This window comes from Leifsonia sp., assembly GCF_051955155.1.
Taxonomy (GTDB): Bacteria; Actinomycetota; Actinomycetes; order Actinomycetales; family Microbacteriaceae; genus Leifsonia.
Genome location: NZ_JBQCGZ010000025.1, coordinates 1 through 18536, shown reverse-complemented (window position 1 = coordinate 18536; position 18536 = coordinate 1). Strand labels below are relative to the sequence as shown.

The 18536-nt window shown below is 74.1% G+C and carries 13 protein-coding genes; 10 read left to right on the top strand and 3 right to left on the bottom strand.

Annotated elements, in window-relative coordinates:
- The first annotated feature begins 29 nt into the window (after positions 1-29).
- From ACTHMF_RS02435 to ACTHMF_RS02420, 4 genes are read left to right on the top strand one after another with little or no spacing between them, the layout of a single operon-like run.
- On the top strand, positions 30-3062 hold the full coding sequence (locus ACTHMF_RS02435) for an FtsX-like permease family protein (protein WP_440316156.1): 3033 nt from the start codon (positions 30-32) through the stop codon (positions 3060-3062).
- Positions 3059-5761, top strand: a complete 2703-nt coding sequence (locus tag ACTHMF_RS02430) for an FtsX-like permease family protein (RefSeq protein WP_440316154.1) — start codon at positions 3059-3061, stop codon at positions 5759-5761. The genes ACTHMF_RS02435 and ACTHMF_RS02430 overlap by 4 nt, the downstream gene beginning before the upstream one ends.
- A 7-nt stretch (positions 5762-5768) precedes the next feature.
- Positions 5769-6683, top strand: a complete 915-nt coding sequence (locus tag ACTHMF_RS02425; RefSeq protein WP_399553047.1) for an ABC transporter ATP-binding protein — start codon at positions 5769-5771, stop codon at positions 6681-6683.
- A complete protein-coding gene (locus ACTHMF_RS02420) occupies positions 6670-7422 on the top strand; it encodes an ABC transporter ATP-binding protein (RefSeq protein ID WP_440316153.1) in 753 nt (250 codons plus the stop codon). The genes ACTHMF_RS02425 and ACTHMF_RS02420 overlap by 14 nt, the downstream gene beginning before the upstream one ends.
- Positions 7423-7515: 93 nt before the next feature.
- On the opposite strand, the gene ACTHMF_RS02415 is transcribed toward ACTHMF_RS02420, so the two are convergent.
- Genes ACTHMF_RS02415 through ACTHMF_RS02405 form a run of 3 tightly spaced genes read right to left on the bottom strand, consistent with a single transcriptional unit; the run spans position 7516 to position 12658 of the window.
- The gene (locus ACTHMF_RS02415) at positions 7516-9504 is read right to left on the bottom strand and encodes a DUF2264 domain-containing protein (RefSeq protein ID WP_440316152.1); all 1989 of its coding nucleotides are present in this window, start codon (positions 9502-9504) and stop codon (positions 7516-7518) included.
- Positions 9501-10646, bottom strand: coding sequence for a substrate-binding domain-containing protein (locus ACTHMF_RS02410; RefSeq protein ID WP_314148502.1), 1146 nt, complete (start codon positions 10644-10646; stop codon positions 9501-9503). Before ACTHMF_RS02410 ends, ACTHMF_RS02415 begins: the two co-directional genes overlap by 4 nt.
- Positions 10643-12658, bottom strand: a complete 2016-nt coding sequence (locus ACTHMF_RS02405) for a heparinase II/III domain-containing protein (RefSeq protein WP_440316151.1) — start codon at positions 12656-12658, stop codon at positions 10643-10645. Before ACTHMF_RS02405 ends, ACTHMF_RS02410 begins: the two co-directional genes overlap by 4 nt.
- Positions 12659-12807: 149 nt before the next feature.
- Here ACTHMF_RS02405 and ACTHMF_RS02400 point away from each other — a divergent pair, with 149 nt between their 5' ends.
- The 6 genes from ACTHMF_RS02400 (at position 12808) to ACTHMF_RS02375 (ending at position 18455) form a co-directional block, all read left to right on the top strand.
- Complete coding sequence (locus ACTHMF_RS02400; protein ID WP_440316150.1) at positions 12808-13827, top strand: hydroxyacid dehydrogenase; 1020 nt, start codon at positions 12808-12810, stop codon at positions 13825-13827.
- 50 nt (positions 13828-13877) lie between these two features.
- Positions 13878-15155: an extracellular solute-binding protein gene (locus ACTHMF_RS02395; protein ID WP_440316149.1), complete on the top strand. Its 1278-nt coding sequence runs from the start codon at positions 13878-13880 to the stop codon at positions 15153-15155.
- A 96-nt stretch (positions 15156-15251) separates the two neighbouring features.
- Positions 15252-16184 (top strand): carbohydrate ABC transporter permease, encoded by a 933-nt coding sequence (locus ACTHMF_RS02390; RefSeq protein WP_314148506.1) that lies wholly within the window; start codon positions 15252-15254, stop codon positions 16182-16184.
- Entirely contained in the window at positions 16184-17098 is a 915-nt protein-coding gene (locus ACTHMF_RS02385) for a carbohydrate ABC transporter permease (protein WP_440316148.1), read from the top strand. Before ACTHMF_RS02390 ends, ACTHMF_RS02385 begins: the two co-directional genes overlap by 1 nt.
- The gene (locus ACTHMF_RS02380) at positions 17095-17787 is read left to right on the top strand and encodes a DUF624 domain-containing protein (RefSeq protein WP_440316147.1); all 693 of its coding nucleotides are present in this window, start codon (positions 17095-17097) and stop codon (positions 17785-17787) included. The genes ACTHMF_RS02385 and ACTHMF_RS02380 overlap by 4 nt, the downstream gene beginning before the upstream one ends.
- On the top strand, positions 17787-18455 hold the full coding sequence (locus ACTHMF_RS02375; protein WP_440316146.1) for a ThuA domain-containing protein: 669 nt from the start codon (positions 17787-17789) through the stop codon (positions 18453-18455). Before ACTHMF_RS02380 ends, ACTHMF_RS02375 begins: the two co-directional genes overlap by 1 nt.
- Positions 18456-18536: the final 81 nt, after the last annotated feature.

Below are 18536 nucleotides of genomic sequence, written 5' to 3'. Positions count from 1 at the left end.
GACGGCCGTGCACGCATTAGGTTGAGGGGGTGCGTGCATCGTCGGGCCAGGGGGCCGGGGTCCGCCCGTTCTGGGTGCTCCGCTCGCGCGCGCAGGCGGGGACGCTGGCCGCGACCGGGCTGGTGGTGCTCATCGTCGCCGTCCTCGCGAGCGTGATGACGGGGCTGGCGCTGCGCTCGCCGGACGCGGCGGTGCGCGCGACCATCCAGCAGGAGCCGGCGGCGGTCACCTCGCTCGCGCTGCAGGCGGCGGCGTCCTCCGACCCCGCCGCCCAGGATGCGGCCGTCCGCTCCGTGATCGGCGCGCGGTTCCGGACGGCACCCGTGACGGTCGACGCGCTGTCCTTCGTGCCGTCCGCCCCGGTCGCCGGCGGCGGGACGGCGCTGCTGCTGGTCGACGACCCCGCGCTCGCGGACCGCGTCCGCTTCGACGCCGGACGTGCGCCCGGCGCGGGGCAGGCCGCTGTCGACTCCGCGTTCGCCCGCGCGCACGACGTGAAGCCGGGGGACGCGCTGACCTTCGCCGCCGCCTCCGGCCCGGTGCGCGTCACCGTCTCCGGCGTCTGGCGGCCGGCCGACGCGGCGGCGCCGGCCTGGCTCGGCGTCGGCAGCGGAGTCGGCGGCACCGACGGCCGCGTGATCGTGTCCAGGAAGACGGCGTCGGCGGCCGGCGACGGCATCACCGCGCAGTGGACGCTCACCCCGGACGCCGGCCGGGTCACCGCCGCCGCGCTGCCGCGGCTGCATGACGCGCTCACCGGGATCGGCGACGCGCTCGGCGAGGACCCGGTCGCGGGCAGCAGCCCGTTCTCGGCGACCGGAGGCGCGGCGGCGACCGTCGCCGCGATGCAGCGGTCCGTGCTCGCGCTGCAGGCCGTCATCCCGGTGCCGCTCGCGGTGCTCGCCGTCTGCTCGGTGATCGCCCTCGTGCTGCTCGCCCAGCTGCTCGCCGCCGCCCGGCGGGTGGAGACGCGGCTGCTGCGCTCCCGCGGGGTCACGGTTCCCGCGCTCGCGCGCGCCACGGCCCTCGAGTCGGGGATCGTCGCCGTCGTCGCCGTTCTGCTCGGCTCGGGGATCGCGCAGGCCGTGCTCGCGGCCACGGTCGCGCCGCCCTCCGGCGTGCTGGATGTGCTGCTGCCGCCCCTGCTCGTGCTCGCGGCCGCCGTCGCGGCGACGACGGTCACCGTCGCCGTCTCCGCACGGTCGATCACCGACGCCCCCGGCGCGGTCGAGGCCGGGCGCGGTCGCACGGTCGTCTCCGGCGGTCTGACCGTGCTCGCGGTCATCGCCGCCGGGGTGACGCTGTGGCGCTTCGTCGCGTTCGGGCCCGCAGCAGGCGGCACCGCGGTCGACCCGGCCGGCGTCGTCGCCCCCGCGGCCGTGCTCTGCGCGATCGCGCTGCTCGGGCTGCTGCTGTTCGGCCCGGCGGCCGCGGCGGTCGAGCGCATCGCCGGCCGCGGTCGCGGCGTCGCCGGCGTGCTGCCCGCCCGCCAGGTCGGTCGCGGCGTCGGCCTGTTCGCGGGACCGGTCGCCCTGATAGTGCTCGCCGTCGGCGCCATCACCTTCGCCGCCGGGTACGCCGGCACGTTCGGCGGCTTCCTGCGCGACTCCGCGCTGCTCGTGAACGGCGCCGCCGTGCGCGTCGACCTGGGCGTGAGCGGCAGCCCGCGCGGCGCGGACGACGTGTCCGGCGCCGAGCGTCTCGGCCGCCTCCCCGGCGTGGGCGCCGTCTCGCCCGCGATCGTGGACGACGGCACGGTGGGCGACACGGACGTCGCCGTCGTCGCGGCGGACGCCGCCCGGCTGCCCGCGCTCGTCCCGGTCGGCGGCTACCTGCTCGACACGCAGCGGCTGGCCGCGAAGGTCGCCGTGAAGGACGCGCTCACCGGCCCGGAGGTGACGGGCACCGTTCCCGTCGCCGTCCGCGTCGGCACCTCGGGCGGAAAGGCCACGGCGACCGGCGTCACGGGCTGGTTCGCCGACGCCGCCGGCGAGGTCGTCCCCGTGGCCGCGGCGCCCGCGACGGGCGGGACCGCCCCGCTCCGTGTCCCTGCCGGCGCGTCCTGGCGGCTCGTCGCCGTCGACGTCGCCGTCGATTCCGCGCCGGGCGGCGCCGCGAACGTCGAGACGACGATCTCCGGACTGCCGGCCGAGGCCCGCTCGTGGGTGCTCGCCCCCGCCGCGTTCGGCTCCTCCGGCACCTTCCGCGCCGCGGGAGCCCTGGCCGCGACCGCCGCATACCTCGACGGGAATGCGTCGGTGCGCTTCCTCCCCGCCGCCTCCGACGCCCCGCTCCCGCTCGCCGTCACGGGTGCGCTCGCCGCGGACGACGCGCTCGAGCCCGGTCAGCGCATCGAGCTGAGCAGCCCGGTCGGCGGCATCTCCGGCGTCGTCGCCGCGATCGTCCCCGCCCTGCCCGGCACCTCCTCCGAGCGAGCGGTGTTCGCCGACCTCCCTGCGCTCGGCGAGCAGCTGCTGCGCACCTCGCCCTCGGTCACGCGCGCGGGCGCGATCCTGCTGACGGGAGCGGGCGGAGCGGACACCGAGGCGATCGCGGGGCGGGCGCGCGCGGAGGCGGGAGCAGACGCTGTGGTCTCCACGGCGTCCGGTGCGTTCGTCTCGCGCTTCCTCTCCGGCGCCGTGCTGAGCACGTGGCTCGGCGCCGCCGGCTGCGCCCTGCTGGCCGTCGCCGCCGTCGCCGCCGCGATCGCCTCCGCGCTGCGACGCCGCCGCGGCGAGGTGATCGTGCTGCGCGCCGTCGGGCTCTCCGGCCGGCAGCAGGCGGGCGCGCGCCGGCTCGAGGTGATCGGGGTCTCCGTCGCCGCCGGCGTCTTCGGCCTGCTCGGCGGCATCGTCGTCGTGCTGCTCGTCGGCAATACCCTGGCCAGGCTCTCGGTGGTCACCGCCCCGGCCACGCTCTCGGTGCGGGGAACGCTCGACCCGGCGGGGATGGCGGCCGGGCTGCTCGCGCTCGTCGCGGCCGTCGCCGTCGCCGTCTGGGGCTACGGCTCTGCGGTCCGCAGGCAGGCGGCCGACACCGCGTACCGGGAGGAGACCCGATGACCGGCCGCGTCTCCCGGCTTTCCGACGCCGGCCTCGCCGTCCGGTCGCTGCGCGCCTTCCGCGGCGGACTGCTCCTGCTCGCGGTCGTCGCGCTGATCACCTCCACCGCGCTGTGCGCGTGGCCGCGGATCGCGAGCTCGCTGCTGACCGCCGAGTTGCGCCACGAGCTCGCGCAGGCCGGGGCGGGCGGGCGCGACTTCTCCACCGCGATCCAGGCGGGGAACACCGGGTTCGGCCCTGTGCTCGATCCCGTCGCCGTCTGGAGGGCGCTGCCGGCGACGGCGGCCGCGGCCAGGGAGCGGATGAAGCCGCCGCTGCGCGCGGTCACCGCGCCGGGCGACGTCGCCGCCCGCGCGGGCGCGCAGGTCACGCCTCCCGCCGGCGCGGCGTCCAACAGCAGGTACTCCGCCACGATCGAGGCGTATCGGGGACTGCGCACGGCGGCGCGACTGGTCGACGGCTCCTGGCCGGCGCCGGTCGCGGGGCCGCTCGCGGCAGACGCGGTCGTCCCGGTGGCGATGACACGGGAGGCAGCGGAGCTGATGGGCTGGTCGCTGGGGCAGGAGCGTCGCGCCGGCATCGCCGACGGCATCCGCCTGAAGCTGACCGGTCTGGTCGAGCCCAGGGATCCCTCCGCCGACTTCTGGGACCTCGACGCCGTGCGCGCGAAGGGTCACTACGTCGACGGCGGCGATGCGGGGAAGGACTACGGGGCGGTGGTCTGGCCGGACGCCGCCTCCTGGCCGGTGCTCGCCGCCCGCGCCGACGAGACCGCGGCGCTGATCTGGTACCCGGTGCTCCCCGACCGGTTCACGGTGGAGGGGTTGCCTGCCGTGCGCGCGGCCGTGGGCGGCTACCTGGCCTCGCCGCCCGTCGCCACCGTGGGCCCGGTCTCGGTGCCGCTCACCTTCGCGACCAGCCTGCAGCGCCCGCTCGACGGATTCCAGGTGCGGGCGCAGCCCGCCAACACGCTGTTCGCGATCCTCGCCGCCGGACCGCTCGTCGTCGCCCTCACCGTGCTCGCGCTCGGCGCTCGCCTGGTGGTGACCAGGCGCAGGGACGCGCTGACGCTGATGGCGGCGCGCGGCGCCTCCCCCAGCCGGCTGCGCAGGAGCCTGGCGCTGGACGCGGCGCTCGCGTCCGTCCCCGCCGCCGCGCTCGGCCTCGGCATCGCGCTCCTGGTGACGCCGGGCGCCGTGCCGGTGGCGCTGCCGGTCGCGCTCGCGGTGCTGTGCGCAGCGCTGCCGCCGCTCGCGCTCGTGCTCGCCGCCGGCTCCCTCACGCCCTCGGTCGCCGCACCGCGACGGCCGCGCTGGGCGTGGGTGGCCGAGGTCGTCGTCGTCGGACTCGCGGTGCTGAGCGTGGTGCTGCTCAGCCGCCGCGGGCTGGAGCCGGCGGGGACCGGCCTTCAGGTCGACCCGCTCGCCGCGCTCACCCCGGTGCTCGTCGCGCTCGCGGCATGCGTCCTCGTGCTGCGCGTCACGGTGTTCCCGCTCGGCTGGCTGGCCGGCGCGTTCCGGCGCGGCAGGGGAGCGGTCGCGCTGCTCGGCGCCTCCGGAGCGCGCGGCTCGCACGCCGGGGTGCTCTGGCCGGTGTTCGCGCTCATCGCCGGCGTCAGCATCGCGCTGTTCTCGGTCAGCGTTCTCGCCACCGAGCGCAGCGGGCTGGACGGCGGCGCCAGGGCCAGGGTCGGCGCCGACCTGTCGGTGACCGCGGCGGCCACCCTCAGCGACGCCCAGCTGCGGGCGATCGAGCGGATCCCCGGCATCGCCGGAACCGCGACCGTGGAGTTCGCCGGCGGCGTCGGCGTCAGCGTGTCCGGGCGAACCCAGTTCGTCTCCGGCTACCTGGTCGACCCGAAGCAGCTGGCAGCGGTGCAGCGCGACGTCCCGGCCTCCGCCCGGATGTCGGCCGCGCTCACCGACGTGATCCCCGGCCGCACCGGCGCCATCCTCGGCGGCTGGGACAGCCGCATCCCGGTGACGAGCGCCCTGATCGTCGGCCAGGGCACCAATGTGCACCTGGGCGTGACGGAACTGGACTTCACCCCCGGCCTGTACCTGCGCGACGCCACCTGGGTCATCATCGACCGCACGACGCTTCCGGCCTCCAGCGAGGTCACGGGCGCACCGCAGACCGTTCTCGTCTCGCTCGCGCCCGGCGCCGACGCGTCGCGCGTGCACGCGGAACTCGCGCGGATCGGCGGGCAGGGCGCGACGGTCGGGGACGCGGTCGCCGAGCGCGCGGCCCTGCGCGCGTCGCCGCTCGTCGCCGGGACGGAGACCGTTGCGCTGCTGTCGATCCTGCTCACCGTGCTGCTCTGCGTCGGCGCGCTGCTACTCACCCTGGTGATGAACACCGCAGCGCGCATCCGCCTGGTCGCCACGCTGCGCACCATCGGCTTCAGCTCGCGGCAGACCGCGGGCGTGCTGGCCTGGGAGCTCGGGCCCGTGCTGGTCGTCGGCCTCGTCGCGGGTGCGGCGGTCGGCCTGGCGCTGCCCGCCGTCGTGCTCGGGCCGCTCGACCTGCGCGGTTTCACGGGCAGCCCGGTGCAGCCGGAGATCGTCAGGGACCCGGTGCTGATCGTCGCGGCCCTCGCGGGCTTCGCGGCGGTTGCCGCCGTCGCGACGCTGGTGGCGCTCGCCGGAGCGCGCCGGGCGTCGCCCGCGGCCGTGCTGAGGACCACAGGAGGGGGATGAGGCGAGAATGGGAACCGTGACCGAGACCGCCAGGGCCGACGCGTCGATCCGCTGCGCCGACCTGGTGCGCATCTTCACCGCGGACGGCGTCGAGGTGCAGGCCCTGCAGGGGCTGACGCTGCGCGTGGACGCGGGCGAGCTCGTCGCCATCGTCGGCGCCTCCGGCTCCGGCAAGTCGACGCTGCTCGGCATCCTCTCCGGGCTGGACACGCCGACCGCCGGGCAGGTGTCGGTCGCCGGCCGCGACCTGCTCGCGCTGTCCGCCCGGGAGCGGGTGGACTACCGCAGGCACACCGTCGGCTTCGTCTGGCAGCAGACCTCGCGCAATCTGCTCGGCTACCTGACGGCGCGCGAGAACATCGCGCTGACCATGTCCCTCGCCCGCACGCCCGATCGCGAGCGCCGCTCCGCCGAGCTGCTCGACCTGCTCGAGGTGTCGCACTGCGCCGACCGCCTGCCCACGGAGATGAGCGGCGGCGAGCAGCAGCGCGTCGCGATCGCCGTCGGGCTCGCCAACGACCCGCGCGTGCTGCTCGCCGACGAGCCGACCGGGGAGCTGGACGAGGCGACGAGCGCCGAGGTGCTGGAGGCGATGCGCGGTGTCAACCGCGAGCTGGGCGTGACGACGCTGATCGTCACGCACGACCCCGCCGTGTCCGATCACGTCGCCCGCACGGTGCAGATCCGCGACGGCCGCACCTCCACCGAGGTGCTGCGCAGGCGCGGCGTCACCGCCGAGGGCGACGAGCATGTCGTCGCCGAGGAGTTCGCGGTGCTGGACAGGGTGGGCCGGCTGCAGCTGCCGCAGGAGTACCTGACAACGCTCGGCATGCGCGAGCGCGTCCGGCTCGCGCTCGAGCCGGACCACGTCGGCGTGTGGCCGCACGCGCAGGGGGAGGAGGACGCCGATGACGACCGCTGAGAGCATCCTGGAGCGCGACGACGCAGGGGCGGTGCAGCCCATCCTGACCGCGGAGGGGATCGGCCGGGTCTTCGAGACCGCCGCGGGCCCGGTCGTGGCGCTCGCCGACGCGTCGCTCGCCGTGCATCCCGGCGAGCTGGTGGTGGTGAAGGGCCGGTCCGGCTCCGGCAAGACGACGCTGCTCAACGTGCTGAGCGGGCTGGACCGGCCCACCTCCGGCCGGGTCGTGCTCGACGGGGTGGACCTGACGACGGCGGACGAGGCGGAGCTGGTGCGCCTGCGCCGCCGCAGCACCGGCGTCGTCTTCCAGGCGTTCGGCCTCATCCCGGTGCTGTCCGCCGCCGAGAACGTGGAGATCCCGCTGCGGCTGCTGGAGACCCCGCAGGCGGAGCGGGACGCGCGCGTCGCCGAGCTGCTCGACCGGGTCGGTCTCGCCGCGCACGCCAGGCAGCGGCCGACGGAGCTCTCCGGCGGCCAGCAGCAGCGGGTCGGGATCGCCAGGGCGCTGGCCGCCGACCCTCCGCTGCTGTTCGCGGACGAGCCGACCGGCCAACTGGATAGCGTGACCGGCCGCGCGATCATGGACCTGCTGGTCGACCTGGTGCACGGCGGCGGCGTCGCGGCCGTCGTCACCACGCACGACCCGCTGCTGATGGCCCGCGCCGACCGCGTCGTCGAGCTGCACGACGGCCGCCTCGCCGCGCAGCAGCGCCCCCGCGGCCGCCACGCCGCCGACTGAGCAGCCCGCCCGGCCGCGGCTACATTTGCGCCAAATGTCGGCTGCCACCGCGGGCGGAGCCGCTATTTGGCACAAATGTCGGCCGGAGGGGGCTCAGACGGCGACGCTGGTCACGGGCCCGTCCGCCCAGCGCACCAGGGCGGTCGCCCCGCCGCCGGAGCCCCGCACGATCTCGACGGTGGGCGCGCCCGCGGGCACGATGCGGCCGAGGTGCACGGCCACCGCGATCACGTCGTCCACCCCGACGCCGTCGAACTCGGCCCACGCGACCGTCGTGACCGCCCCGATCGGCGACGTGCCGCGCTCCTCGTGGCTGCGGACGCGCGCGTCGCCGGTCAGCACGAACAGCCCCGCGAACGTCCCGTCGAGCTCCAGCAGCCCCATCCCGGTGTCCGGCACGTCCGCGACGCGCGCGGGACCGGCCCCGCTGAGCGGCCAGCCGCTCGCCCGCAGCAGCACGGGCGCGCCGGCGCCGGCGTCCGGCAGCCGCCGGGTGACGCGCACCTCCCACGGCCCGCGCACCACGGACGCGGTGCGCAGCACCGGCCCGTCGGTCACCCGGCCGGTCCGGCCCGAGCCGTGGTCGGGGCCGGCGTCGTCGCCGGCGTCCACCCAGTGCGTGCGCGCCGTGGAGACCGCGAACGCGGCGACGCCGTCGTCGCCGATCGCGCCGGCCTCGAACCCGGACCGGTTGGTCGTGCGCCCGGCGGCGTCCACCGCGCCGATCGCGTTGTCGACGGGCGAGGTCACCGTCGCGCCGGTGAGCGGGGGGAGCGTCGCCGAGGAGTAGCCGAGGCGCGCGTACAGCGGCGAGTCCGCCGTTGCCTCGCCCGGCAGCCCGTGGTCGGTGCCGTGGTTGACCAGCCGGACGACGCCGTCGGCGACCGTGCCGCTCACGATCCAGCCCGCGGGCCGGATCAGCCGGCGCACATCGCCGCGCTCGACCGGAAGCGGCTCCTCCGCTGCCGTCCACACCTCGTGATCGGCGGGCAGAGCGAGGCCGAGGAAGCCCTTCGACGCCCAGTACGGCGACCCGGAGCCGGAGTAGGACTGCGCCATCGCCGGCCACTCGCCGAACAGCCCGACCGACAGCAGGCCGCGCTGGTCCACCGCGCCCCGATCGAGGAACGCCTTCAGCATCCCGGAGGCGCCGCGGCGGAGCACCCCGGCGGGCAGGTCGGTCGCGCCGGTGATCGCGCCCATCCAGAGCGGGGCCGCCGCCGCGAACCGGTAGATCAGGCTGCGGCCCTGCAGCACCGGCAGGCCGTCCGCGCCGATCAACGCGACGTGGTCGTCCAGGAAGCGCTCCAGCCGACCGCGGAACACCGGCTCCAGCGCGGAGGCGCCGAACCGGTCGGCGCCGTCGGACGCGGTCCACAGCAGTGGGTAGAGCTGCATCGCCCAGCCGCAGTAGTAGTCGAACGCCCGCAGCGGGCCGTCGGAGTACCAGCCGTCGGTGCGGAAGTATGACTCGAGCGTCGCGAGGTCCGCGGCGATCCGGCCGGGATCGTGCGGGCCGCCGACCGACGCCAGGAACGTCTCCACCGTGATCCGGAACCACAGCCAGTTGTTGTCCGGGTACCAGCCGCCCGGCGCGTCGGCGAGCCACGCGACGATGTCGCCCTGCGCCTTCGCCGAGAGCGTGTCCCACAGCCACGGCCGGGTCAGCTGCAGGCCGAGGGCGATGGATGCGGCCTCCACCTTCGCCTGCCCGACCGCGCTCGGCAGCGGCCAGCGCTCCGGGTTCGCCGGGTCGCAGCCGGCGGCGAGGCCGTCCCGGTACCACTCGGTGAAGCCGTGGGGGTCGGCGCCGCGCTCGCCGCGGGTGCGGAAGGCGTAGAGCAGGAACGAGCGCGCGAAGCCCTCCAGCCCGTCGCTGTCGGAGCCGTGCGAGCTGGTGATGCCGGGCAGCAGCACGCGGCTGCGGGTCGGCGAGAAGCAGGGCCGGAGCGAGCGCAGCAGGTGGTCGGCCACCGCCGCCCAGTGCTCGCGCGTCCAGCCGGTGTACGGGGACAGCGTCCTGTCCTCCGGCGGGAGGTCGAGCGCGGCGATGGCGGTCGGGGCGGGGTCGGACGGTGTCATGCGGTCTGGTCTCCTTCGACGGCGGTTCCAGCGGTTCCGGCGGCATCGATCGACGCCGGCAGCGTCGACTGCCGCACGTGCAGTTCGGGACTGAGCGTCACGCGGTAGGCGGGCCTGCTGCTGCCCGCCTCCAGCCGGGCGATCAGCAGGCTGACCGCCTCGCGGCCGACGAACTCCTTGGGCGGGCGCACTGCGGTGATCGCCGGGTCGCCGAACCGGGCCACGTCGTCGTCGTACGCCACGATCGCCAGGTCGTGCGGCACCCGCACGCCGCGGTCGAGCGCGTGCTGCTCCAGTGCGATCGCCTGCGGGTCCGGCAGCACGATGACCGCCGTCGTCCCCGTGCTCTTCAGCAGCGCGAGCGCGTCGTCCATCGCCTCCTCCCTGCCTGGGGCGTCGAAGCGGATGCCGTGCAGCATCGCGACGTCGGTGGGCAGCCCGAGCGAGTCGAGGGCGGAGCTCCAGCCCCGCCGCACGTACCGCCCGGTGGGGTTCTCGCTCTCGATGAACAGGCCGATGCGGGTGTGCCCGACCTCGTGCAGGTGGTGAACGGCGAGCGCGGCGCCCGCGGTGTGGTCGGAGGCGACCGAGTCCAGCCGCCTGGCCGCCGCGGCCGTGCGCACGCGGCGCTCGGCGAGGACGACCGGCACCGGCAGGGAGTCGAGCCAGCGCAGCGTCTCGATCGCGTCGTCGCCGAGCGTGTCGGGGGCGACGATCAGGCCGTGCAGCCCCGGGGTCTTCAGCAGCGCCTCCACCTGGCGGCGGTTGTCGCGGGAGTCGTATGTGGAGGCGCGCAGCAGCAGGGACGCGCGCAGCTGCGCGGCCTGCGCGCGGGCGCCGTGCACGATCGGCGGCCAGTAGTAGTCGAGCGAGGGCACCACCATGCCGATCGTGTACTTGGCGGGGAGCGGCGCCGCTGTGGACCGCATCCCGGTGTCCAGCGAGCTGCGCAGCGTCGCGCCGCCGTGCACCCTGGTGACCAGGCCCTGCTGCGCGAGCGTGTTGATGTCGCGGCGGACGGTCAGCTCGCTGACGCCGAGCTGCGCGGCGAGCACGCTGACGCTCACCGCGCCGTGCTCGCGCAGCTCGTCCATGATCCGCTCCCTGCGCTGCACCGAGTACAGCGGCTCCCTGGCGCTCATCGCAGCTCCTCGACGGTCATCGTGATGCTCCCTTCCGCCTGGGGCAGGCGGTAGCGGAGGCGGGTCAGGCGCTCGCCCCACACGCCGGACAGTTCCGGGTCGTCCAGCCGCCACTCCTCGAGCGAGGGGATGATCCCTTCGGCCGCGATGGCGATGCCGGCGCCATCGGCGGTCACGAGCACGCGGTCGCCGTCGACGCGGACCTCGCCGGCGGCGACGACGTGCAGGACGGCGGCCGGCACGTCCGCTTCCGGTCGCAGCCGCCAGGAGTCGGTGACCTCGATCCGCCCGGCGTCGAACCGGAAGGCGCGCGTCCACTCCTCGCCGGCCGCCAGCGGGTACGCGCCCGTCAGATCCAGCGCGAACGCGTCCCCGTCGGCCTCGGCCGCCCCCGGTTCGCCCGCGGGAGCCGTGAGCACCCGGGCGGAGAAGGCCGGCCCCTCGCCCTGCTCGAGCCCGCGCGGGGCGGGCGCGTTGTGCCAGCCGCTCTGCATCGCCCGGATGCCGTAGCGCTCGGGGCTGAACGTCTGGCGCGTGTAGGTCGGCTTGCCGACGTCCACGAGCAGCGGCCGGCCGCCCGCGGCGACGATGAACGAGCCGAGGTCCTTGTGGTTGTGGTTCTCGTCGTTGCTGCCGCCCTTCGCCGCCAGGGTCAGCCCGGACGCGTCTCCCACGTGCCCGCGGCGGACCAGCAGCTGCACCGACGGCAGCCACACCGAGCGGGGGAGCGGCGGGGCGGCAGGGACGGCGTCCCGCCACTCCGGGTCGGCGACGGCCCGCACGAAGCGCGGCAGGCCGCCCTTCACGGGTGCGACCGGTGTTCCCGGTCGTCTGCCCCCGCTCGCCCAGTCGGCCACCCGCGCGTCGCCCGTCCGCCGCCCCCAGCGGAACGGCAGCTGCCACGGCTCGCCGCCCCGGCTGCGCGCCCAGCCGTCGGCGACGTTCACGTACCAGTCGTCGCCGAGCTGCATCCGCATCGGGAACCGCAGCACCTCCGCGATGAGCGGCAGGGAGGCCGCATCGAGCGCGCCGTCGGTCAGCTGGGACACCAGGGCCAGCAGCTCCAGCATCCGCCCCGCGCCGTTCCACCAGTAGGCGACGCCCTCGTCGATCGCGCCGTCCGCCGGCAGCGTCGCCACGTAGCGGTCCAGGCTGTCGAGCGCGCGCGCGGTCAGCCGCGCCACCCGCTCCGGGTCCTCGAGCAGCAGCACCGCCGCGAGCAGCACGTTGCCCAGGATCCACGGGTTCCAGTTGTTGACCTCGCGCCAGTAGCCGAGCCACCAGAAGTCGTCCCGCGTCTCGAACGGGGCGAACACGCGCAGCTCGGCCTCGTGCCGGAGGCGCTCGCGGACGCCGGGCCAGCTGCGCTCCCACTCCTCGCCGAGCACCCGGTCGGCCACCGCGAGCTGCGCCACGATCTCGCCCGCCCACAGGTCGACGTACGGGGAGGCGGCGTCCGGGACGACGAAGCCGCGGCGCGCGTGCGCGTCGTCGTGCGCCGAGAGGGACCAGGTGCTCTGCTCGCAGAGGACGATCGCGCCGTCCGCCGCCTCGTCGACCCAGCGCGCCTCGCGTGTGACGGCCGCGAGCAGCACCGCCCTGGTGAGCCGCTCCTGGCGGGCGTAGACGGCGGCCTCGTAGTGCTCGCGGTCGCCGTCGCGCGCATACCGGGCGAACAGCGAGGCGGTCACGTCGGGCCAGGGCCGCCCGAGCCCGGCCTCGGCGTCGATGCGCAGCTGTTCGATCGTGAACGGATCGACCGCGTCCCAGACCTCCCGGTCTCCGGAGGAAGGGATGCCGCTGCGGCGGCGCAGCCCGTCCGCACCCGCCGCGCGGAAGGCGCTGCGGAGCGCCGGCTCGCGCATCCCGTCCCCCCAGTGCCGGAACAGCGGCCCGTCGAACGCGGTCGCGACCGGCTCGGCGCCGGCCGGAGGGGCGGTGTGCGCGCTCACGCGGGAGAACGCGTCCTCGGGGGCGTCCGGGCTGGTCTCGGTCTGCGAGCGGTTCGGCACCGATGCCTCCTCGAGTAGCGTTTTGTGTCTGTATCTGTTCGATTGTGAACGATTAGTTTGTTTGTGACGCGTCTGAGTATGTACTGAGTCTCGCGACGGCGCAACGACCCGCGGAGCGCCGCGCGAGGGAAAGGCTGGACTCGGCGGCGATGACCGACAAGAACACCCCAGAAGCGCTCGTGGTGATGGCGCGCGACGTGTATCCGCGTCAGTTCGACGCCACCCGGCTGGCGCGGCTGCGCCGGCTGGCGCACGTGCCGGACCCCGTGTTCACCGACGACCTCGACGACCCGTCGCTCGCCGCCCGGCTGGCCACCGTCGAGGTGCTGCTGACCGGCTGGGGAGCCCCGCCCCTGGACGCCGAGCGCCTCGACCGGATGCCGCGGCTGCGCGCGATGCTGCACTGCGCGGGGAGCGTCCGTTCCCAGGTGACGCCGGAGTTCTGGGAGCGCGGCATCCGGGCGACCTCGGTCGCCGAGGCGAACGCCGTGCCGGTGGCCGAGTTCACCCTCGCCGCCATCATCTTCGCCGGCAAGAAGGCGCCGTTCATCGCGGCCGACCCCGAGGTGCGCCGCGACCACGGGCTGCAGATCAGCCGCTTCGGCGAGCTCTCCAACCTGGAGCGGACCATCGGCGTCGTCGGCTTCAGCCGCGTGGGGCGACGCGTCGTCGACCTCGTCCAGCAGCTGGAGGGCGTCACCTGCCTGGTCTCCGACCCGTACGCCGACCCGGTGGAGATCGTCGCGGCCGGCGGCATCCCCGCCACCCTCGACGAGCTGCTGCCGCGCGTGGACGTGCTCTCGCTGCACGCACCGGCCCTGCCGTCGACGCGGCACATGATCGGGGCTCCGCAGCTGGCGGCCCTGCGCACGCACGCCACGCTCATCAACACCGCGCGCGGCAGCCTGGTGGACACCGCCGCCCTCGAACGCGAGTGCGCGTCCGGACGCCTGAACGCCATCCTGGACGTCACCGACCCCGAGCCGCTGCCGGCGGACTCCCTGCTCTACCGCCTCCCCAACGTCTTCGTCACCCCGCACCTGGCCGGCTCGCTCGGCTCCGAGCTGCACCGGATGACGGACGCCGCGCTCGACGAGCTCGAACGCTACGTCGCCGGCCAGCCGCTGCTCGACGAGATCACCAGCGAGGGCCTGCGCCTGAGCGCCTGACCCGGACATCAGCCCACCCCTTCACCGATAAACAAAGGAGTTCATCCGACATGAAACGCTCACTGATCGCGGCAGGCGCAACGGCGGCCGCGCTCGCGCTCGCCCTCGCCGGCTGCGCGGGCACCGGCTCCGGCGGCTCCGGAGGCAGCGGAGGGAAGACCACCCTGCGCGTCGCCGTCTGGAACCTGCAGCAGACCCCGGAGTTCGGCGCGCTGTTCAGTGCGTTCGAGAAGGCGAACCCGTCCATCACCATCCAGCCCGTCGACATCCTGGCCGCCAACTACGAGGACAAGATCACGACGATGCTGGCCGGCGGCGACAGCACCGACATCATCACCGTGAAGAACCTGACCGACTATGCCGGTTACGCGCAGAAGAAGCAGCTCGTGGACGTCGCGGATGTCGTCAAGGGCCTGCCCACCGCCGACATCCCCGCCACGGACAGCTACAAGACGGACGGCGCCTACTACGCGGTTCCGTACCGCCAGGACTTCTCCGTCCTCTACTACAACAAGAAGATGTTCGCCGACGCGGGCGTCGCCGACCCGGAGAACCTCACCTGGGAGCAGTTCGCCGAGGACGCGAAGAAGCTGACGAAGGGCAGCGGCGCCGACAAGGTCTACGGCGCGTACATCCACACCTGGAACTCCCTGGTGCAGGGCTATGCCGCCGCCCAGCAGGGCAAGAGCTACGACGACCCCGACTACTCGTGGATGACCGACCAGTACAACCTGACGCTCGGCATGCAGAAGGCCGGCTCGATCATGGACTGGGCCACCGCGAACAGCCAGCAGGTGCAGTACAAGGACATGTTCGAGAAGGGCAAGGCGGCGATGGTGCCGATGGGCACCTGGCTGATCGCTCCGCTGCTCGCCGACGAGAAGGCTGGCGCGACCGACGTCGACTGGGGCATCGCGCCCGTCCCGCAGCTGGAGTCCGGCACGAAGATCACCACGATGGGCGGCCCGACCGGGTTCGGCGTCAACAAGAACTCGAAGAACCAGGACGCGGCGAAGAAGTTCCTCGCGTTCGCCGCCGGCCCGGACGGCGCCAAGGCCGTCGCCGGCGTCGGCATCGTCCCCGCCTACCACAGCGACGAGATCACCAAGCAGTACTTCGGCCTCGACGGGATGCCCTCCGACGCGCTCTCCAAGAAGACGTTCACGCCGGACACCATCCTGCCGGACGGCCCCACCGGCCCGAACGCCGCGGCGATCGGGACCGTGCTCAACCAGGAGCACCAGCTGATCATGACCGGCAGCAAGTCGGTCGCCGACGCCACCGCGGAGATGGCGTCCCGGGTGAAGTCCGACGTTCTTCACCAGTAGCATCCGCACGGTGCGGTGGGGCCGGCTCCCCGGTCCCGCCGCGCCGTCCCTCGACGGAGAGAACGGAGTCGCGCCGCCGCGGGCGGAGCCGAGATCATGACCACCATCACCGAACGACCGAAAACGGCCGAGGCGACGCCGCCCCGGCGCAGCCCGCGGTCCCTCAGGCGCAGGAGCACCCTGATCGGCTGGAGCTTCATCCTGCCGAACTTCCTCGGCTTCGCGCTGTTCACCCTGGTCCCCGTGATCGCCGCCTTCGTGCTGGCGTTCATGAACTGGGATGCGTACAACCCGCCGACCTGGGCCGGGCTCGCCAACTTCGCCCGGCTGTTCCGCGACGACGACTTCCGCGTCGCGCTCAGCAACACCGTCCTGTATGCGATCGGCCACGTGCCGCTCACCCTGGCGTTCTCGCTGGGGCTCGCGCTGCTGCTGAACCAGAAGCTGCGCGGCATCGCGTTCTTCCGCGTCGCGATCTTCTTCCCGTACATCACCTCGCTGGTCGCCATCGCGATCGTCTGGAACATGCTGTTCGACCCGACCAGCGGGCCGATCAATCAGTTCCTGCACGCCATCGGCGTCGCGAACCCGCCCGGCTGGACCGCGAGCACCACCTGGGCGCTCCCCGCCGTGATCATCACGAGCGTCTGGCGCGACATGGGCTACTACATGGTGCTCTTCCTCGCCGGGCTCCAGGCGATCCCGCGCGAGTACTACGAGGCGGCGCAGATGGACGGGGCCGGCCACTGGCGTTCGTTCTGGAACGTGACCCTGCCCTCGCTGCGCCCGACGACGTTCCTGGTGCTCGTGCTGCTCAGCGTCTCCAGCTTCAAGGTGTTCGACCTGATCTTCGTGATGACGCAGGGCGGTCCCGGCCGGGCGACGCTCGTGCTCTCCCAGCTCATCTACCAGGACGGCATCATCAACGGCGAGTTCGGCTACTCGTCCGCGATCTCGCTCGTCCTGTTCCTGATCGTCCTGCTCGTGACGGTCTTCCAGTTCCGCATCCAGCAGAGACGGGAGCGCTGATGTCGACTCTCACCACCGACCTCGCCCAGGAGCTCGAGACCGGCCCGCTGCGGCCGGACGCGCCGCGCCGCACCGGCGGCCGTCGCCCGCGTGTGCGCACCCGGCTCGGCCGCGCGGCGATGTACCTGCTGCTCGTCGTGCTGCTGGTGATCGTGCTGCTGCCGTTCCTGTGGATGCTGTCCTCGTCGCTCAAGCACGACAACGAGGTGCTGACCGTCCCGGTGCAGTGGATCCCGAAGGAGTTCGTCTTCAGCAACTACGCGAACATCTGGACGGCCGTCCCGATGGGCGGCTACCTGGCGAACTCCGCCCTGCTCGCGGTCGTCATCACCGCGCTGCAGGTCATCACGGGCAGCTTCGCCGCGTACGGCTTCTCCAAGGTGCGCTTCCCCGGCAGGGATGCGCTGTTCCTCGCCTACATCGCCACGATCGCCGTGCCGTGGCAGGCGTACATGATCCCGCAGTACATCATGATGCAGAAGGCGGGGCTCACGAACACGTTCACCGCCCTGATCCTGCTGCAGGCGTTCAGCGCGTTCGGCGTCTTCCTGATGCGCCAGTACTACATGACCATCCCGGACGAGCTCAACGAGGCCGCCCGCATCGACGGCCTGAGCGACTACGGCATCTGGGCGCGCATCATCCTGCCGCTGTCGAAGCCCGCGCTCGCCTCGCTGGCGCTGCTCACCTTCGTGAACACCTGGAACGACTACATGGGGCCGTTCATCTACTTGTCGAGCAACGAGCTGTGGACGGTGCAGATCGGCCTGCGCTCGTTCATCGGCCAGTACTCTGCGCAGTACGCCATGATCATGACCGGGTCGGTGATCTCGATCATCCCGATCCTGGTGATCTTCCTGGCCGGCCAGCGCTACTTCATCGCCGGCATCGCGACGAGCGGGATGAAGGGATGAGCGGGACGACGACACGGGCGCCGCGCGGGCTGTTCCGGCTGCGGCACGAGACGCTGGACACGATCTTCGGCTACGCCTACGCGATCCTCATGGTGGACGTGCTGCTGGTGCTCGCGAACCTGCCGCTCGCGGTGATGCTGCTCGTCGCGCGCGACCTGCTGCAGGCGTGGCCGCTGCTCCTGGTGCTCTCGCTGACCGTCGCCCCGTCGCTGGCCGGCGCCTTCGAGGTGTACCGGAGCATGGGGGAGGGGCAGCCGCGCCCGTTCGCCGCGTTCTGGCACGGCTACCGCCGCCGCGGCGGCGCTGCCGCGCTCGCGGGCCTGGCGGCCGTGCTCGTCGTCGGCTTCGTACTCTACGACGGCGCGATCGTCGGCGGCACCGTCTGGGCCGTGCTGCTCGGCCCGACGCTGCTGGTGGTCGCCCTGCTCGCCGTGGTGACGGCCGTCACGACGATCGCCGGCCTCACGGTGTTCGCGTCGGCGTCGCTGCGGGCGACCGCGAAGGCGGCGCTGTACCTCTCCGTGCGCCGCTGGTACAGCAGCGTGCTCGCGCTGGTCCTGCTCGGCCTGATCGTCGTGGCGCTGCTGATGCAGCCCGTGCTCGGCGCGCTCGCGCCGGGGCTGCTGCTCTACCCCGTGTTCGCGAACGCGCACTACGCCTTCCGGCGGGTGCTGGAACGGGAGGCCTGATGCGCGCGCTGATCCTGAGCGGCGCCGGCCGCTACGCCGACCCGTGGCATCCCTTCGCGGAGACGTCGGACCGCCTGGCAGCGATCCTCCGCGCCGAGGGCCTGGACGTGGAGGTCTCCGGCGATGTCGACGAGCGGATGGCCGCCCTCGCGAACCCGGACGGCGCCCCCGACCTGCTGGTCGTGAACATCGGCGACCCCGCGCGCGCCGGCGACGTCGCCCCCGAGGCGGAGGCGCGCGGTCGCGAGGGCCTGCTCGCCCACCTCGGCCGCGGCGCCCCGCTGCTCGCCTCGCACGTGTCGGCGACCTCGCTGCGCGGCATCCCGGAGTGGGAGCAGATCCTCGGCGCGATCTGGGTGCGCGGAACCAGCTTCCATCCCGACTACGGCCGCGCCCGCATCCGCGTCCATCCCGACCGCCACTCCATCGTGTCCGGCCTCGCCGACTTCGAGGTCGACGACGAGCGCTACACCGACCTCCGCGTCGCCCCCGGCGTGCTGCCCCTCGCCTCCCACGAGCACGCCGGCCGCGAGCACCCCCTGATCTGGACCCGCCGCTACGGCCCCGCCCGCATCGTCTACGACGCCCTCGGCCACGACGCCGCCTCCTACGACTCCGCCACCCACCGCGAGATCCTCGCCCGCGCCGTCCGCTGGCTCCTCACCTGACCCCCAGCCGCCGCCGCCACGCAAAAACGCGCGGTTCCCCCCGCATATCGCCGGGTTTTCTGTGGTCGGGGGCGGGTGTCC

Coding starts and splice junctions, on each gene's coding strand:
- ACTHMF_RS02420 (WP_440316153.1), top strand. CDS start 6,670: ATGACGACCGCTGAGAGCATCCTGGAGCGCGACGACGCAGGGGCGGTG.
- ACTHMF_RS02390 (WP_314148506.1), top strand. CDS start 15,252: ATGACCACCATCACCGAACGACCGAAAACGGCCGAGGCGACGCCGCCC.
- ACTHMF_RS02385 (WP_440316148.1), top strand. CDS start 16,184: ATGTCGACTCTCACCACCGACCTCGCCCAGGAGCTCGAGACCGGCCCG.
- ACTHMF_RS02380 (WP_440316147.1), top strand. CDS start 17,095: ATGAGCGGGACGACGACACGGGCGCCGCGCGGGCTGTTCCGGCTGCGG.
- ACTHMF_RS02410 (WP_314148502.1), bottom strand. CDS start 10,646: ATGAGCGCCAGGGAGCCGCTGTACTCGGTGCAGCGCAGGGAGCGGATC.
- ACTHMF_RS02375 (WP_440316146.1), top strand. CDS start 17,787: ATGCGCGCGCTGATCCTGAGCGGCGCCGGCCGCTACGCCGACCCGTGG.
- ACTHMF_RS02415 (WP_440316152.1), bottom strand. CDS start 9,504: ATGACACCGTCCGACCCCGCCCCGACCGCCATCGCCGCGCTCGACCTC.
- ACTHMF_RS02425 (WP_399553047.1), top strand. CDS start 5,769: ATGGGAACCGTGACCGAGACCGCCAGGGCCGACGCGTCGATCCGCTGC.
- ACTHMF_RS02400 (WP_440316150.1), top strand. CDS start 12,808: ATGACCGACAAGAACACCCCAGAAGCGCTCGTGGTGATGGCGCGCGAC.
- ACTHMF_RS02430 (WP_440316154.1), top strand. CDS start 3,059: ATGACCGGCCGCGTCTCCCGGCTTTCCGACGCCGGCCTCGCCGTCCGG.
- ACTHMF_RS02395 (WP_440316149.1), top strand. CDS start 13,878: ATGAAACGCTCACTGATCGCGGCAGGCGCAACGGCGGCCGCGCTCGCG.